The sequence below is a fragment of the Rhizobacter sp. P2_H3 genome (assembly GCF_056403355.1).
Window position 1 is genome coordinate 1 of record NZ_JBFUFQ010000001.1, and the last position, 15,400, is coordinate 15,400.

The 15,400-nt window shown below is 70.8% G+C and carries 13 protein-coding genes; 6 read left to right on the forward strand and 7 right to left on the reverse strand.

What is annotated here, in order from left to right; all coding sequences use genetic code 11:
• The coding region (locus AC1D1T_RS00005) for a hypothetical protein (RefSeq protein ID WP_477991161.1) at positions 1-215 on the forward strand (215 nt) is incomplete at its 5' end.
• A 10-nt stretch (positions 216-225) separates the two neighbouring features.
• Here AC1D1T_RS00005 and AC1D1T_RS00010 read toward each other — a convergent pair.
• On the reverse strand, positions 226-1,230 hold the full coding sequence (locus tag AC1D1T_RS00010) for a flavin-nucleotide-binding protein (RefSeq protein ID WP_477828917.1): 1,005 nt from the start codon (positions 1,228-1,230) through the stop codon (positions 226-228).
• Between the two features lie 89 nt (positions 1,231-1,319).
• On the opposite strand from AC1D1T_RS00010, the gene AC1D1T_RS00015 reads away from it, so the two are divergent.
• Positions 1,320-2,243: a LysR family transcriptional regulator gene (locus AC1D1T_RS00015; RefSeq protein WP_477838452.1), complete on the forward strand. Its 924-nt coding sequence runs from the start codon at positions 1,320-1,322 to the stop codon at positions 2,241-2,243.
• A gap of 28 nt (positions 2,244-2,271) precedes the next feature.
• The gene (locus AC1D1T_RS00020; protein ID WP_477828004.1) at positions 2,272-3,627 is read left to right on the forward strand and encodes a M28 family metallopeptidase; all 1,356 of its coding nucleotides are present in this window, start codon (positions 2,272-2,274) and stop codon (positions 3,625-3,627) included.
• Here the strand turns inward: AC1D1T_RS00020 and AC1D1T_RS00025 are convergent.
• The 3 genes from AC1D1T_RS00025 to AC1D1T_RS00035 all read right to left on the reverse strand — a co-directional run bounded on the left by AC1D1T_RS00025 (position 3,624) and on the right by AC1D1T_RS00035 (position 9,734).
• The gene (locus AC1D1T_RS00025; protein WP_477838450.1) at positions 3,624-5,447 is read right to left on the reverse strand and encodes a diguanylate cyclase; all 1,824 of its coding nucleotides are present in this window, start codon (positions 5,445-5,447) and stop codon (positions 3,624-3,626) included. The two genes, AC1D1T_RS00020 and AC1D1T_RS00025, sit on opposite strands and share 4 nt — an antisense overlap.
• Positions 5,448-5,515: 68 nt before the next feature.
• Complete coding sequence (gene icmF, locus AC1D1T_RS00030; protein ID WP_477838472.1) at positions 5,516-8,809, reverse strand: fused isobutyryl-CoA mutase/GTPase IcmF; 3,294 nt, start codon at positions 8,807-8,809, stop codon at positions 5,516-5,518.
• Positions 8,810-8,897: 88 nt separating this feature from the next.
• Entirely contained in the window at positions 8,898-9,734 is an 837-nt protein-coding gene (locus AC1D1T_RS00035) for a PPK2 family polyphosphate kinase (protein WP_477825907.1), read from the reverse strand.
• Positions 9,735-9,921: 187 nt separating this feature from the next.
• Here AC1D1T_RS00035 and AC1D1T_RS00040 point away from each other — a divergent pair, with 187 nt between their 5' ends.
• Together AC1D1T_RS00040 and AC1D1T_RS00045 are read left to right on the forward strand one after the other, a co-directional pair.
• Complete coding sequence (locus AC1D1T_RS00040; RefSeq protein ID WP_477991163.1) at positions 9,922-10,548, forward strand: hypothetical protein; 627 nt, start codon at positions 9,922-9,924, stop codon at positions 10,546-10,548.
• A gap of 88 nt (positions 10,549-10,636) precedes the next feature.
• On the forward strand, positions 10,637-11,413 hold the full coding sequence (locus AC1D1T_RS00045; RefSeq protein WP_477825905.1) for a type III pantothenate kinase: 777 nt from the start codon (positions 10,637-10,639) through the stop codon (positions 11,411-11,413).
• A 14-nt stretch (positions 11,414-11,427) separates the two neighbouring features.
• On the opposite strand, the gene AC1D1T_RS00050 is transcribed toward AC1D1T_RS00045, so the two are convergent.
• Positions 11,428-12,444, reverse strand: a complete 1,017-nt coding sequence (locus AC1D1T_RS00050; RefSeq protein ID WP_477825904.1) for a zinc-dependent alcohol dehydrogenase family protein — start codon at positions 12,442-12,444, stop codon at positions 11,428-11,430.
• Positions 12,445-12,544: 100 nt separating this feature from the next.
• Between AC1D1T_RS00050 and AC1D1T_RS00055 the strand changes: the two genes are divergently transcribed.
• Positions 12,545-13,483, forward strand: coding sequence for an AraC family transcriptional regulator (locus tag AC1D1T_RS00055; RefSeq protein ID WP_477991165.1), 939 nt, complete (start codon positions 12,545-12,547; stop codon positions 13,481-13,483).
• Here the strand turns inward: AC1D1T_RS00055 and hslU are convergent.
• Both hslU and hslV read right to left on the reverse strand, forming a co-directional pair.
• On the reverse strand, positions 13,471-14,823 hold the full coding sequence (gene hslU / locus AC1D1T_RS00060) for an ATP-dependent protease ATPase subunit HslU (protein WP_047509966.1): 1,353 nt from the start codon (positions 14,821-14,823) through the stop codon (positions 13,471-13,473). The genes AC1D1T_RS00055 and hslU overlap by 13 nt on opposite strands.
• A complete protein-coding gene (gene hslV / locus AC1D1T_RS00065) occupies positions 14,820-15,368 on the reverse strand; it encodes an ATP-dependent protease subunit HslV (RefSeq protein WP_047509968.1) in 549 nt (182 codons plus the stop codon). The genes hslU and hslV overlap by 4 nt, the downstream gene beginning before the upstream one ends.
• Positions 15,369-15,400 lie beyond the last annotated feature (32 nt).

Below are 15,400 nucleotides of genomic sequence, written 5' to 3' on the forward strand. Positions count from 1 at the left end.
GCCATGCGCTGCGCGGCCCGCTGGAGCAGGCCGTCCAGGCGCCGCGCGGCGCAGCGCCGCCGGCCGCTGGCGCCACCCCCCCGCAGGCGCTGCGCGACGATGAGGGTGACGATCCCCGCAGCGACGGGGCCGGGACCCTGGCCGCCGCACAGCAGGCGCTCGATGCGCACCTCGCGCTGCTGACGCCTGCGTTGCAGCTGGCCAAGGCCACGTAGGCCACCGGACTCAGCCGGCCGGGTCGGCGGGATCGGACGGGTCGGCCGGATCGGCCCACCGCCCGGTGTCCGCGAGCTGCGGCGCGAACTCGGCTGCCGACCAGCGCAGCGGCAGCGCCTGCGGCCGCCACACGCCGGCCTGCACCTGCACCCGCAGCAGCCGCTGCGCGCCGGCGAAGGCCTGCAGCTCGGGGCCGTCCCAGACCAGCTCGGCGTCGCCGGTCAGCTGCAGCACGTCGCCGCGCGCGTAGTCGATGAACAGCAGCCCGGCGTGCGGGTGGGCCGCGATGTTGCCGAGCGTGTTGAAGAGCCGGTTGCCGCGGAAGTCGGGGATCGTCAGCACGCTGTGCGCGCCGACCGTCTCGACCCGCACGAAGCCCGGCCGGCCGCCGCGGTGCGAGACGTCGACACCGTCCGCGCCCGCCTCGCCGCGCGCATGCGGCGACGCCGACGCGATGAACAGCGTGTCCGCTCCGCGCACCAGCGCGCTCGCCTGCGGGCTCAGCAGCGGACCCAGCAGCGTGGCTTCCGGTCGCGTCGCCGAAGCCGGTCGGTCAGCCGGCGCCACGTCGCGCGCCTGGATGTACTGCGGGCAGTTGCCGAAGCTCGCGTCGACCTGCACCTCGATGCGCGCGGCGTCCAGCTGCGTGACCGTCCCGTTCAGCCGGTTGCGCCGCCGCGTGTGCGGCTCCAGGCCCAGCAGGCCGATCGGGTCGCCGACGGCCAGGTGGGCCGACAGCGGATCGGCGGCGTCGCGCGCGGCGCGGATGCGCAGGTGCCGCGCGTCCTGCGCATCGGCGAAGCCCGGCGCACCGCTCAGCACCGAGGCCCACGGGCGACGCATCGCATCGAGGCTGCCGACGAACAGCGTCGGCAGCTGGGCGAAGAACTGCTGGTGCTGCAGCGGCATCGCGTCGCGGATCATGTGCGACGCGAAGCCGTCGACCATCGCGCGCACGCCGGCACGTTGCTGAACCGCCAGTTCGCCGGCGTGGAAGAGGGGGGTGTCGTTCATGCCCCTACCTTAGGCGGCGGCGCCGCGCAGCGGAATCCCCGCCGGGCGCATTTGATTCTTCCGCCGCGCGGAATGGCGAGAATGCGCGGATGGACCGACTCGAAGGGATGCGGGTGTTCGTGGCCGTCGCCGAGGCGCGCGGCTTTGCGCCGGCGGCGCGGCTGCTCGGCATGTCGCCGCCGGCCGTCACGCGGGCGGTCGCGGCGATCGAGCAGCACGTGGGCGCGCAGCTGCTGCGGCGCACGACGCGCAGCGTCTCGCTGACCGATGCCGGCACGCGCTTCCACGCCGACTGCAAGCGCATCCTGGCCGACATCGCCGAGGCCGAGGCGGCCGCGGGCGGTGCGTACACCGCGCCGCAGGGGCTGCTCGCGATCACCGCGCCGGCGATGTTCGGGCGGCTGCACGTCGCGCCGGTGGTGCTCGACTTCCTCGCGGCGCACCCCCAGGTCAGCGCGCGCACCTGGTTCGCCGACCACGTCGTGCACCTGCTCGACGAGGGCTTCGATGTCGCGGTGCGCATCGCGCGCCTCGCCGATTCGGGCTTGCGCGCGGTGCCGCTCGGCCAGGTGCGGCGCGTCGTCGTCGCGTCGCCCGGCTACCTGGCGGCGCATGGCGTGCCGCGCACGCCGGCCGACGTGGCGCAGCATGCGGCGATCGGCTTCTCGCAGCACGGCGCGGTGAACGTGCCGTGGGCGTTCGGCACGCGCGGCGAGAGCGTGCAACCGCGCATGCAGCTGGTGGGCAACACCGGCGAGATGGCGATCGCTGCCGCGCTGGCCGGGCACGGGTTGGCGCGGGCGATGTCATACCAGGTGGCCGACGACGTGCGCGCCGGGCGGCTGCGCATCGTGCTGGCCGGGCACGAGCCGGCACCGGTGCCGGTGCAGCTGGTGCACCTCGAAGGCCGCCGCGCCACCGCGAAGCTGCGCGCCTTCATCGATTTCAGCGTCGCGCGGCTGCGCGACGTGCCGGTGCTGAACGGGCGCTTCCCGTGGCCCGAGCCGGCATGATCCACCTTCCCCTCACCTGGATTCCATGATGAAGCTGATTCGCCTGAGCCTGCTGGCCTTGTGTTCGATCGCGGGCGCTGCGCACGCGGCGCCCGACCCGGCGCCGTTCCCGGACCAGCCGGCGCTGCGCGAGATCGCCGCCGCCGTCAGCCCCGACGAACTGCGCAGCACCATCACCCACCTGGTCGCCTTCGGCACGCGCCACACCGCCTCGGACACCACCTCGCCGACGCGCGGCATCGGCGCGGCGCGCCGCTGGGTGCAGTCGCGCTTCGCCGCGCTGTCGCGCGACTGCGGCGGCTGCCTGCAGGTGGCGACGCCGTCGCAGACCTTCACCGGCCCGCGGCTGCCGCAGCCGACCGAGGTGATGGACATCGTCGCGGTGCAGCGTGGCACCACCGAGCCGCAGCGCGTGATCGTGATCACCGGCCACCTCGACTCGCGCGTCAGCGACGTGATGGATGCGACCAGCGACGCGCCTGGCGCGAACGACGACGCGTCGGGGGTCGCCGCGCTGATGGAGGCGGCGCGGGTGCTGTCGAAATACAAGTTCCGCGCGACCATCGTCTATGCCGCGCTGTCCGGCGAGGAGCAGGGCCTGTACGGCGGCAAGGTGCTGGTCGACCATGCCAAGGTCGAGGGCTGGCAGGTGCAGGCCGACCTGAACAACGACATCGTCGGCAACAGCCGCGGCCAGGACGGCGTGCACGACAACGGCACGGTGCGCGTGTTCTCCGAAGGGACCAAGGCGGTCGAGACGCCGGCGCAGGCCGGCAAGCGGCGCTACAACGGCGGCGAGGTCGATTCGCCGTCGCGCAACATCGCGCGCTTCATGGCCAGCCTGTCGGAACGCTACCTGACCAACTTGCGCGTGCAGATGGTCTACCGCACCGACCGCTACGGCCGCGGCGGCGACCAGGTGCCGTTCCTCGATGCCGGCATCCCGGCGGTGCGCGTGACCGAGGCGCACGAGGACTACACGCGCCAGCACCAGGACCTGCGCACCGAGGGCGGCATCGCCTACGGCGACACGATCGACGGCGTCGACTTCCCGTACCTCGCGCAGGTGACGCGGCTGAACGCGGTGACGCTGGCCGCGATGGCGAACGCGCCGATGCCGCCGAAGGGGGTGTCGATCGGGGGTGCGGTGACGCCGGACACCACAGTCAAGTGGCAGGCACAGCCGGGCGTGGCCGGGTACCGTGTCTGGTGGCGCGAGACGACCGCACCGCAGTGGCAGCGCAGCCGCTTCGTCGCGGGCGATGCAACCCAGCTGGTGCTGAAGAACGTCGTGATCGACGACTGGTTCTTCGGTGTGTCGGCGGTGTCGGCCGACGGCTACGAATCGCCGGTGGTGTTCCCGGGGGATCCAGGCAGCTTCTAGGCTTCGATCGGATCGGCCCGCAGGTCCGCCGCCAGCACCTGGTTGCGCCCGCTGCGCTTGGCCTCGAGCAGCCGGTCGTCGGCGGTCTTCAGCAACTGCTCCATCGCCGCCAGCTCGGCGAGCGAATCGGCGACACCGGCCGAGAAGGTGTTGCCGTGCAGCGTACCGGTCTCGAACTGGAACACCTCATCGCGCCACGCGCCGAGCAGCGCCTCGACCTTGCGCTGCGCGGCGAACGCATCGGTGCGCGGCATCAGCAGGCAGAACTCCTCGCCGCCGAAGCGGAACGCGATGTCGCTGCGCCGCCCGTGCGCGATCAGCAGTGCACCGAACGCGGCCAGCAGCTTGTCGCCGGCCACGTGGCCGTGCCGGTCGTTCACCGACTTGAAGTGGTCCAGGTCGATGATCGCGGCCGCCAGCGGTTGCTGCTCGCGCTGCGCGAGCAGCAGCATCTGCGGCAGCACGTCGTTCAGGTGGCGGCGGTTGAACAGGCCGGTCAGGAAGTCGCGCGTGGCCTGCTGCCGCAGCTCGGCCTGCAGCGCCTCGACCTCGTCGATCTTCTGCGACAGCTGCTGGTTGATGGCCTCGAGCTCGGCCTTCGCGCGCTCGGTGCTGCGGCGGCGCGCCTCGATCTCGTCGAGGTTCTGCTGCAGCCGGCGCAGCTCGGTCTGCAGCGAGGCCGCCTGGTAGCGCGCCCGCGAGGCCTGCTGCGCGCGCTCGACGTGCAGCGCCTGCCAGATGCGCAGCGAGGCCAGCGCCTGCGCCGCGTGGCCCAGCCGCTCATGGGTGTCGGCCATCGCCTGGTGGAACAGGCAGCGCACGCGCAGGCTCAGGCCTTCGGCCGCGGCGTTCAGCACCGCCGGCTGCGCCTGCGCGAGCAGCGCAGCGGCCTGCGGCAGCAGGTCGCGCGCGGCCATCACCTCGGCGGTGGCGACCACCAGCGTGATGCGCTCGTCGGGCACCTTGATGCCGCTCTTGTCCTGCGAGGCGCGCTCGATCAGCTCGGCACCGAGCGCGGTGTTGCCGGCGCGCAGCGCGGCGATCGCCATCGTCTCGAAGTTCGCGTTGGTGCTGCCGCGCCCGCTCGCGTCGGTCGGCAGCGCGAGCAGCCGCTCGACATCGCCCAGCGCATCGGCCGCGCGCTCGAGGTTGGTCAGGCAGATCACGCGGTTGATCAGCAGCACGCTGAGCAGCCGCGGGTTGTCGAGCCGCGCATAGCGGGCGATGCCTTCCTCGACGTGGCTGAGCGCCTGGTGGTAGTCGCCGAGCTGGATCAGCTCGTGCGCGAGGTTGCAGTACAGCACCACCTCGAAGCCGTTGCCGCGTGCCGGGCGCGATTCGTTGAGCGCCTGGAACATGTACGCGAAGGCCTGCTCCGACTGGCCGAGCGAGGCATAGCAGCCGGCGATCACGTTCAGCAGCATGCCGAGCTCGTCGTGCTTCAGCACCGCCAGGCCCTCGGCGCGCAGCGGCAGCGCGCGCTCCAGCGATTCGCGGTACTTGCCCTCGCGCCACAGGCAGCGCGCGATGCCGACCTCGGCCAGCAGGTGGCCGGCGCGGTCGTGCGTGGCGTCGAAGCAGCGGTCGGCCTCGGCCAGCTCGCCGGCGGCTTCGAGCGGTGTGGAATACCAGATCAGGTGCAGCCCGCGCACCAGCCGGGCCCAGCCTTCGGCGGCCTGGTCGCCGTGCGCGAGGCTGCGCTCGAGCGCCTGGTCGGCCAGCGCGATGCAACGGCGCGAGTCGCTGTACAGCAGCCGCCATGCGCGGCGTGCGGTGGCGAGCGCGGTGGACGTCGATCGTCGGATGGGCGGCGCTTTCATGGCACCGGATTGTCATCGCTTTTGGCGTGTGCCGGCATCCCCAAGCTTGCCGGCAGGCGCCGGCCCGGCTACATGCTGCGCCGGTACTGCCCGCCCACCTCGAACAGCGCCGCGGTGATCTGCCCGAGCGAGCAGCAGCGCACCGCGTCCATCAGCACCTCGAACACGTTGCCGTTCGCGATCACCGCCTGCTGCAGCCGCGCCAGCATCGCCGGCGCCGCATCGGCATGCGTTGCATGGAAGGCGGCAAGCCGCGCGAGCTGCGACTGCTTCTCGTCGTCGGTCGAGCGCGCCAGCTCGATGTGATCCTGCACCGGGTCGCCGTGCGGGTTGCGGAAGGTGTTGACGCCGATGATCGGGTACTCGCCGGTGTGCTTGAGCATCTCGTAGTGCATGCTCTCCTCCTGGATCTGGCCGCGCTGGTAGCCGGTCTCCATCGCACCCAGCACGCCGCCGCGCTCGGCGATCTTCTCGAACTCGGCCAGCACCGCCTCTTCCACCAGCTCGGTCAGCTCGTCGATGATGAACGCGCCCTGGTTCGGGTTCTCGTTCTTCGCCAGGCCCCATTCGCGGTTGATGATCAGCTGGATCGCCATCGCGCGGCGCACGCTGTCCTCGGTCGGCGTCGTGATCGCCTCGTCGAAGGCATTGGTGTGCAGCGAGTTGCAGTTGTCGTAGACCGCGATCAGCGCCTGCAGCGTGGTGCGGATGTCGTTGAACTGGATCTCCTGCGCATGCAGCGAGCGGCCCGAGGTCTGCACGTGGTACTTCAGCTTCTGGCTGCGCTCGTTGGCGCCGTAGCGCTCGCGCATCGCCACCGCCCAGATACGCCGCGCGACGCGGCCCAGCACGGTGTACTCCGGGTCCATGCCGTTGCTGAAGAAGAAGCTCAGGTTCGGCGCGAAGTCGTCGACGTGCATGCCGCGCGCGAGATACGCCTCGACGAACGTGAAGCCGTTGCTCAGCGTGAACGCGAGCTGGCTGATCGGGTTCGCCCCCGCTTCGGCGATGTGGTAGCCGCTGATGCTCACCGAGTAGAAGTTGCGCACCTGGTGGTGCACGAAGTATTCGGCGATGTCGCCCATCACCTTCAGGCTGAACTCGGTCGAGAAGATGCAGGTGTTCTGCCCCTGGTCTTCCTTCAGGATGTCGGCCTGCACCGTGCCGCGCACGTTCTGCTGCACCCACGCGCGGATCTTGTGCAGTTCATCGTCGCTCGGCTCGCGGCCGTTGTCGGCCTGGAAGCGCTCCAGCTGCTGGTCGATCGCGGTGTTCATGAACATCGCGAGGATCGTCGGCGCCGGCCCGTTGATCGTCATGCTGACGCTGGTGGCCGGGTTGCACAGGTCGAAGCCGCCGTACAGCACCTTCATGTCGTCCAGCGTCGCGATGCTGACACCGGAGTTGCCGACCTTGCCGTAGATGTCGGGCCGCAGCGCCGGGTCGTTGCCGTACAGCGTGACGCTGTCGAACGCGGTCGACAACCGCTTCGCCGGCATGCCTTCGGACAGCAGCTTGAAGCGCCGGTTGGTGCGGAAGGCATCGCCTTCGCCGGCGAACATGCGCGTCGGGTCCTCGCCCTCGCGCTTGAACGCGAAGGTGCCGGCGCTGTACGGGAAGCTGCCGGGCACGTTGTCGAGCAGCAGCCACTTCAGGATCTCGCCGTGGTCCTCGAACTGCGGCAGCGCCACCTTGCGCACCTTGGTGCCCGACAGGCTCTGCGTGGTCAGCGCGGTGCGCAGTTCCTTGTCGCGGATCTTCACGACGTACTCGTCACCCGCATAGGCGGCCTGCAGCTGCGGCCACTGCGCCAGCAGCTTGCGCGACGCGGCATCGAGCCGCTGCTCGCGCTGGTCGGCGAGCTGCGCCGCGGCATTCGCGTGAGCCGGTTGCGCCGCATCGGCCTCCAGCAGCATGCGCGCCGCACCACGCAGCTGCTGCACCTCGCGCGCGAGCCGGGCCTGCGCGCGCGCGTGCTGCTTGTAGCCGCGCACCGTGTCGCTGATCTCGGCCAGGTAGCGCACGCGCGCGCCGGGCACGATCGGCACCTGGTGGGTGCTGTGGCGCGTCGCGGCCGGCGGCAGCACGCCCGCGCGCACCGGCATGCCGAGGGCGGCCAGCCGCGGCAGCAGCGCCTGGTACAGCGCGGTCACGCCGTCGTCGTTGAAGCGGCTGGCCATCGTGCCGAACACTGGCATCTCGTCGGGCCGCGTGCCCCAGGCCTCGCGGTTGCGCTGCACCTGCTTGGCCACGTCGCGCAGCGCGTCGGCCGCGCCCTTGCGGTCGAACTTGTTGATCGCGACGAACTCGGCGAAATCCAGCATGTCGATCTTCTCGAGCTGGCTCGCGGCACCGAACTCCGGCGTCATCACGTACATCGGCACGTCGACCAGCGGCACGATCGCCGCATCGCCCTGGCCGATGCCGGAGGTCTCGACGATCACGAGGTCGAAGCCGGCGGCGCGGCAGGCGGCCAGCACGTCGGGCAGGGCCTGGCTGATCTCGCTGCCGAAGTCGCGCGTGGCCAGGCTGCGCATGAAGACCCGCGGTCCGGCCCGCCACGGTGCGATCGCGTTCATGCGGATGCGGTCACCGAGCAACGCGCCGCCGCTCTTGCGGCGCGACGGGTCGATGCTGATCACCGCGACGTGCAGTGCGTCGCCCTGGTCGAGGCGCAGCCGGCGGATCAGCTCGTCGGTCAGCGAGCTCTTGCCGGCGCCGCCGGTGCCGGTGATGCCGAGCACCGGCGGCGCGTTCTGCTGCGCGACGGCGTGCAGCTCGGCCTTCAGGGCCTCGGGCACGGCGCCGTTCTCGAGCGCGGTGATCAGCTGTGCCAGCGCACGCCGCTGCGGCTCGCCGCGGCCTTGGATCGCCGCCAGCGCCGTGGGCGCATGCGGCGACAGGTCTTGGTCGCAGCGCATCACCATCTCGCCGATCATTCCCTGCAGGCCCATGCGCTGGCCGTCTTCGGGGCTGTAGATGCGGCTCACGCCGTAGCGCTGCAGCTCGGCGATCTCGGCCGGCACGATCACGCCGCCGCCGCCGCCGAACACCTGGATGTGCGCGCCGCCGCGCTCGCGCAGCAGGTCGACCATGTACTTGAAGTACTCGACGTGCCCGCCCTGGTAGCTGCTGATCGCGATGCCCTGCACGTCTTCCTGCAGCGCCGCGGTGACCACCTCGTCGACCGAGCGGTTGTGCCCCAGGTGGATCACCTCGGCGCCCATGCCCTGCAGGATGCGCCGCATGATGTTGATCGCCGCGTCGTGGCCGTCGAACAGGCTCGCGGCGGTCACGAAGCGCACCTTGTGCGTGGGCCGGTAGTCATGACTGCCCCTCGTCGAAGGGGTACCTTCGCCGATCCCCCGAGGGGATGCCGGCCGGCTTGGGAGCGGCCCGGCGCTCGGCCGGTTGCGCGTTGAAGGATCAGCGGTCATCAGTGTCTCCGTGTCAGCGCACGCGCAGCTTCGCGAGGTCGTCGCTGGCCGGCGGGTAGCGCAGCTTCAGCCCGAGCAGCGCGCGCTTCACCAGCGTCGCGATCATCAGGTTGCGGTGCGTCTTCGAATCGGCCGGCACCACGGTCCACGGCGCCCAGCGCGTGCCGGTGGCTGCGATCGCATCGGCATACGCCTGCTGGTAGGCCTTCCACTGCTTGCGCACGGTCAGGTCCTCGGGCGCGAACTTCCAGTTCTTCGTCGGGTCGTCCAGCCGCTCCTGCAGCCGGGCGCGCTGCTCGTCCTTCGAGATGTGCAGCATGAACTTCAGCACCACGGTGCCGGTCTCGGTCAGCATGCGCTCGAAGTCGTTGATGTGGGCGTAGCGCTGGCGCGCCTGCTGCGGCGTGATCCAGCCGTTCACCACCGGCACCAGCACGTCTTCGTAGTGGCTGCGGTTGAAGACCATCACCTCGCCGGCACCCGGCACCTTCTGGTGGATGCGCCACAGGAAGTCGTGGTCGCGCTCCGGGGCGGTCGGCGCCTTCCAGCCGACCGTCTGCACGCCCAGCGCGCTCATCTGGCCGAACACGCCGCGCAGCGTGCCGTCCTTGCCGCTGGTGTCGGTGCCCTGCAGCACCACCAGCAGCTTGAAGCGGCGGTCGGCGAAGAACAGGTTCTGCAGTTCGTCGAGCTCCAGCGCCAGTGCATCGACAGCCGCCTTGTCGGCCGGCTTGTCGCCGGTCGAGAACGGCTTTGCGCCGGGATCGATCGCGGAGAGGTCGAAGGCGCGCTTCTTGCTCCCGGCGTCCGCATACTGGAAATCCGCCCCATCCGGTGCCTTGGTCGTCACGTGGACTCCGTTCGTTGCAATTGACGTATACGTCAATCGCGAGTGTATCGCCGATACTTCGCAGCGGGCGGCCGCACTCCGTTGCGGGGAATCATGGTCTACCCGACCCGATTCCGGCGGCACAATCGCGCCGTTCAGAAGTACAGCGCCGGAGGGGGCGCCAGGGCAGAACATCAGGAGTGGTTCCGTGCCGAGCATCAATATCCCCGTGAAGACGCCGGAAGGCGTCGACGAGTTGGGCAGTCGACAACGAAAACTGGGACAGCGGCATCGCACGGTCTTGCTGCTGGTCGATGGTCGCAGGCGCGAGAGCCAGGTGCGGCAGCTCGCCGTGCAGGCCGGGGTGCCCGACCAGATCTTCGACGAGCTGGTGGCCATGGGCCTGATCATGTTCACGCAGGGCACCGGTTCGATGCAGGGCAATTCCGGCCTGGCACCGCTCGATGTCGACCTGCCGCTGGACACCGTCTCCGGCCCGTTGCCGCCGTCGCTGAGCCTGCAGCCGGAGTCGGTGCTCACCGATTCGATGCTCGGCGAGTTGCCGATCTCCGACCTGGCGCCGCTGGACGAAGCCGACGCCGCGCTCGACGAAGCGCGCGCGATCCTGATGCGCGCCGTGAAGGCCGAGGCGCCGGTCGCCGGCTCGCTGACGCTGATRCGCCTGAAGCGGGCGCGCTCGCGCAACGACATCGAGGCGCTGCTCGACGAAGTGGAGCAACGCATCACGAAGCCGTTCAAGGGCATCTGGGCGGCGCAGACGATTGCCCGCGTGCGCGACCTGCTGCGCACCGTCAACTCGCCGTCGGCGGCCTGAAGCGGCTGGCGCGCGGCGGGCCCGGGACTTTCCCGGGTTTGCCGGATGCCGGCCTGTCGCCCGGGCGGCAGCGGTTACCCTTGCGGCCATGACGTTCCTGGCCATCGACATCGGCAACACGCGGCTCAAGTGGGCGCACTACGGCAGTCCGCAACCGGGCGCGCGGCTGCTGGCGCACGGCGCCGTCTTCCTCGAAACCATCGACCGGCTGACCGACACCGAATGGAAGAACCTGCCGCCGCCGAGCAGCATGCTGGGCTGCGTGGTGGCCGGCGAGGGCATCCGGCGCGAGGTCGAGGAGCAGCTGGAGCAGCTCGCGCACTGGCAGATCGAGCCGCGCTGGGTGGTCTCGACCGCGCATGCCGCCGGCGTCACCAACGGCTACGACCACCCGAACCGCCTCGGCACCGACCGCTGGGTCGCGTTGATCGGCGCCTGGCAGCGCGTGCGGGCGGCCGGTGCGCCGCGGCCCGCGCTGGTGGTGATGGTGGGCACGGCCGTCACCGTCGATGCGCTGGATGAAACCGGACGTTTCATCGGCGGCATGATCCTGCCGGGCTTCGGGCTGATGCTGCGTGCCCTCGAGATGGGCACCGCGGGCCTGAAGGCACCGACCGGCGAGGTGGTCGATTTCCCGACCAACACCAGCGATGCGCTGATGAGCGGCGGCGCGCATGCGATGGCCGGAGCGATCCTGCGCATGGCGGACAAGCTGCGTGCGCGCACCGGCCAGGAGCCGGTGTTCGTGATGACCGGCGGCGCGGCCGTGAAGCTGGCGCCGATCGTGCCRCTGCCGTTCGAGACCGTCGACACGCTGATCTTCGACGGGCTGCTGGAGCTGCAGTCGCACCGCCTGGCGCTGTGATCCCGGCGCTGTGATCAGCCGCTGACGCGGATGACCACCTTGCCGAGGTGCGCGCCGTCGGCCAGGTGCCGGTAGGCGGCCTCGGCCTGATCGATGGGGAACACGTGATCGATCACCGGCCTCAGCCGGTGCGCGGCGATCAGCCGGTTCATCGCCTCGAAGTCGCTGCGGCTGCCGACGGCAATGCGGCGCAGCGTCAGCAGCCGGCCGCTGAAGGCGCGCGGGTCGAGGCGGGCGTCGTCGGTGCCGAACACGCCCATCAGGCCGATGTCGGCATCCCACGCGGCGCAGCGCAGCGAGCGCTCCAGCGTGGCCGGCCCGACCGCCTCGATCACATGGTCGGCGCCGCGGCCGTCGGTCAGGCGCAGCACCTCGCGGTCCCAGTCGGCCCGCTGCCGGTAGTCGACGACCTCGTCCGCGCCGAGCGACTTCAAGCGCGCTGCCTTGTCGTCGCCGGACGTCGTCGCGATCACGCGGGCGCCGAGCGCCTTCGCGAACTGGATCGCGAACACCGCGATGCTGCCGGCGCCCAGCGTCAGCACCGTGCTGCCGGCGCGCACCGGCCGGCCGCCGGTCAGGCCGTTCCACGCGGTCAGCGCGGCGCAGGGCAGCGTGGCCGCTTCGTCGAAGCCGAGGTGGTCCGGCATCGCGAGCACCGATCCTTCGTCGACCACCACCTCGCTGGCCAGCCAGCCCGGCAGGCTGCAGCCGGTCTGCTGCATCGCCTGCGCCAGGCTCAGCCGGCCTTCGGTCCACTGCGGGAAGTAGGTGCTGGTCACCCGATCGCCGACCGCGAAGCGCGTCACCGCGCGGCCCACCTCGATCACCTCGCCCGCACCGTCGCTGACCGGCACGACCCCCGGCGTCAACGGAACCGGGTAGGTGCCGGCGCGGATCATCAGGTCGCGCCGGTTCAGCGACACCGCGTGCACGCGCACGCGCACGTCGTGCGGGCCGGGCGATGCCGGTGGCGCGTCTCGCACCACCAGGGGCGCTGCAGGGTTGTCGGCATCCAGGTGAAGGCTTTGCATCGCGGTCTCGTCGAGAAGGGGATGGCCCCATTCTGGGAGGCAGGTCCAGGACGATGAATACCTGCTACGCTCGATCTCTTGCCTGACCGTCCAAAAAATGATGGACCCCCTCGATGACATCTTTGCCGCGATGCGGGTGCGCAGCGCGTTGTACGCACGGCTCGAACTGAGCGCGCCCTGGGGCCTGGATTTCGCGGCCGGCCGCATGGCGCGCTTCGGGCTCGTCGTGCGGGGCAGTGCGCTGCTGCAGCTGGACGGCGCCGGGCCGCCGGTCGCGCTGGCGGCGGGCGATTGCTTCGTGATGGTGCGCGGCTCGCGCTACGTGCTGAGCGACGCTCCCGGTTCCGCGACGCGGCCCTGCAGCGAGACGGTGCGCGACCACGTCGGCGGCGTCGTGACGCTGGGCGGCGGCKGCGCGCCGGCCACCGCGATCACCGGGTGGGTCGAATTCGATGCGCTGGCGGCGAAGCCGCTGGTCGAGCTGATTCCCGCGCTGCTGCTGGCGCGGCTGGACGACGACCGCAGCCGGCTGCTGCAGGCCACGCTGCAGATGCTCGCCGTCGAAACTGGCACCCCGGCGCTCGGCTCGGGCACCGTGATCAGCCGGCTCGCCGACATCCTGTTCGTGCATGCGGTGCGCTCGCATGCGCAGGCGGTCGCGCTCGACGAGGGGGCGGGTGCGAGCTGGCTGACGGCGTGGGCCGACCGCCGCATCGGCGCGGCCTTGCGCCGCATGCACCATGAACTCGCGCGGGCCTGGACCGTCGACGAACTGGCGTCGGCGGCCGGCCTGTCGCGCTCGGCGTTCGCGCAGCGCTTCCGCCAGCAGGTGGGTGAGCCGCCGCTCGAATACCTGACGCGCTGGCGGATGTTCCGTGCCGGCTGCCTGATGCGCGCCGGCGATGCGCCGCTCGCGGGCATCGCGGCCCAGGTGGGCTACGACTCCGAGCCGGCCTTCAACAAGGCGTTCAAGCGCGTCACCGGCCTGCCGCCCGGCGCCTGGCGGCGCGAGGCGGCCGCGCAGGCTCAGAGGATGTAGCGCGACAGGTCTTCGTTCTTCGCCAGCTCGCCGAGCTTCGCGTCGACCTCGGCGGCGCCGATCGACACCGTCTGGCCCGACAGCTTCGGTGCGTCGAAACTCACCTCGTCGAGCAGCCGCTCCATCACCGTCGACAGGCGCCGCGCGCCGATGTTCTCGGTGCGCTCGTTCACGTCGAACGCGATCTGCGCCAGGCGGCGGATGGCGTCGGGCCGCAGCTCGAGCGTGACGCCCTCGGTCGCGAGCAGCGCCTGGTACTGCTTGACGAGGCTCGCGTGCGTCTGCGTCAGGATGGCCTCGAAATCGTCGACGCTCAGCGAGCCGAGCTCGACGCGGATCGGGAAGCGCCCCTGCAGCTCGGGGATCAGGTCGCTCGGCTTGCTCAGGTGGAACGCACCCGACGCGATGAACAGGATGTGGTCGGTCTTCACCATGCCGTACTTGGTGTTGACGGTCGTGCCCTCGACCAGCGGCAGCAGGTCGCGCTGCACGCCCTGGCGCGAGACATCGGCGCCGCTCGATTCGTTGCGCGACGCGACCTTGTCGATCTCGTCGAGGAACACGATGCCGTTCTGCTCGGTGTTGTGCAGCGCGGCGGTCTTGATCTCGTCCTCGTTGACGAGCTTGGCCGCCTCGTCGTCGACCAGCAGCTTCAGCGCCTCGCCGATCTTCAGCTTGCGCAGCTTGCGCTTGGCGCTGCCGAGGTTGGCGAACATGCCCTTCAGCTGCTCGGCCATTTCATCCATCCCCGGCGGGCCGATGATGTCCAGCGTCGGCTTGGTGTCGGCCACCTCGATCTCGATCTCCTTGTCGTCGAGCGAGCCTTCGCGCAGCCGCTTGCGCATCACCTGGCGGGCGGTGTTGTCGGCCGCCGGTGCGGCCGGCGTGGTCGGTGTCAGGCCGAAGTCGCTGCTCGCGGCGCGCGGCGGCGGCACCAGGATGTCGAGCACCCGGTCTTCCGCGGCGTCTTCTGCGCGCACCCGCTGGCGCTTGATCTGCGTCTCGCGCTCCTGCTTGACGGCCATGTCGACCAGGTCGCGGATGATGGTGTCGACGTCCTTGCCGACGTAGCCGACCTCGGTGAACTTGGTCGCCTCGACCTTGATGAACGGCGCATCGGCCAGCTTGGCCAGCCGGCGCGCGATCTCGGTCTTGCCGACGCCGGTCGGGCCGATCATCAGGATGTTCTTCGGCGTGATCTCGCCGCGCAGCGCGCCGTCGACCTGCTGGCGGCGCCAGCGGTTGCGCAGCGCGATCGCGACCGCGCGCTTGGCGCCGGCCTGGCCGACGATGTGCTTGTCCAGCTCGGACACGATCTCTTGCGGGGTCATGGAGCTCATCGGGTGCTTTCGCCCAGGATTTCGATCGTGTGGTTCTGGTTCGTGTAGATGCACAGGTCGCCGGCGATCTCGAGCGAGCGCTTGACGATGTCCTGCGGCGCCAGGTCGGTGTGCTCCAGCAGCGCGATCGCGGCGGCCTGCGCATACGAGCCGCCGGAGCCGATCGCGACGATGCCCTTCTCGGGCTCGAGCACGTCGCCGTTGCCGGTGATGATCAGCGAGGCTTCCTTGTCGGCCACCGCCAGCATCGCCTCGAGGCGGCGCAGCACGCGGTCGGTGCGCCAGTCCTTGGTCAGCTCGATCGCGGCGCGCACCAGGTGGCCCTGGTGCTTCTCGAGCTTGGCCTCGAAGCGTTCGAAGAGGGTGAAGGCGTCGGCGGTGGCCCCGGCGAAGCCGGCGAGAACCTGGTCGCGGTACAGCTTGCGCACCTTGCGGGCCGTGGCCTTCACGACGACGTTGCCGAGGGTGACCTGGCCGTCGCCGCCGAGCGCGACGAGGTTGCCGCGCCGCACGCTCAGGATGGTGGTGCCGTGGTATTGATCCATGGGGTCTCAGATTCGGGCGAAGCGCGAGGCTT

Bases quoted from the DNA above. Each gene is read 5' to 3' on its own strand.
- AC1D1T_RS00025 (WP_477838450.1), bottom strand. From the start codon at position 5,447: ATGAAAGCGCCGCCCATCCGACGATCGACGTCCACCGCGCTCGCCACC.
- AC1D1T_RS00020 (WP_477828004.1), top strand. From the start codon at position 2,272: ATGAAGCTGATTCGCCTGAGCCTGCTGGCCTTGTGTTCGATCGCGGGC.
- AC1D1T_RS00010 (WP_477828917.1), bottom strand. From the start codon at position 1,230: ATGAACGACACCCCCCTCTTCCACGCCGGCGAACTGGCGGTTCAGCAA.
- AC1D1T_RS00015 (WP_477838452.1), top strand. From the start codon at position 1,320: ATGGACCGACTCGAAGGGATGCGGGTGTTCGTGGCCGTCGCCGAGGCG.
- hslV (WP_047509968.1), bottom strand. From the start codon at position 15,368: ATGGATCAATACCACGGCACCACCATCCTGAGCGTGCGGCGCGGCAAC.
- AC1D1T_RS00050 (WP_477825904.1), bottom strand. From the start codon at position 12,444: ATGCAAAGCCTTCACCTGGATGCCGACAACCCTGCAGCGCCCCTGGTG.
- hslU (WP_047509966.1), bottom strand. From the start codon at position 14,823: ATGAGCTCCATGACCCCGCAAGAGATCGTGTCCGAGCTGGACAAGCAC.